This window comes from Mangrovimonas futianensis (assembly GCF_021245805.1).
Classification (GTDB): Bacteria; Bacteroidota; Bacteroidia; order Flavobacteriales; family Flavobacteriaceae; genus Mangrovimonas; species Mangrovimonas futianensis.
This window is the reverse complement of the sequence record NZ_JAJJNF010000104.1, coordinates 1-255: the sequence shown is the minus strand read 5'-3', so window position 1 is coordinate 255 and position 255 is coordinate 1. Positions and strand designations below refer to the sequence as shown.

Annotated in this window: 1 protein-coding gene; it reads right to left on the bottom strand. The window is 47.1% G+C overall.

The features are described from left to right. The coding region (locus tag LOK78_RS16615) for a T9SS type B sorting domain-containing protein (protein WP_232635700.1) at nt 1–255 on the bottom strand (255 nt) is incomplete at both ends.

Below are 255 nucleotides of genomic sequence, written 5' to 3'. Positions count from 1 at the left end.
CATAGCGGTCAAATATATAAATTTTAGCGTTAACTTGGGTGTTAATATTGTAAATCTGCCAAGTGTCGTTGTCCCCGTCCCCATTAGGGGTAAAGAACAATGGGTAGTCCATTACCGTCACCGTATCGCTGCCGATACCGCAACCGTTGATATCCCTTACCTGTACCAGGTGTTCCCCGAAGGACAGGTTCTCAAACACATAACTGCCGTCATTGGGCTCGTTGCTCACCCATGGACCATTGTCAATGCTGAACT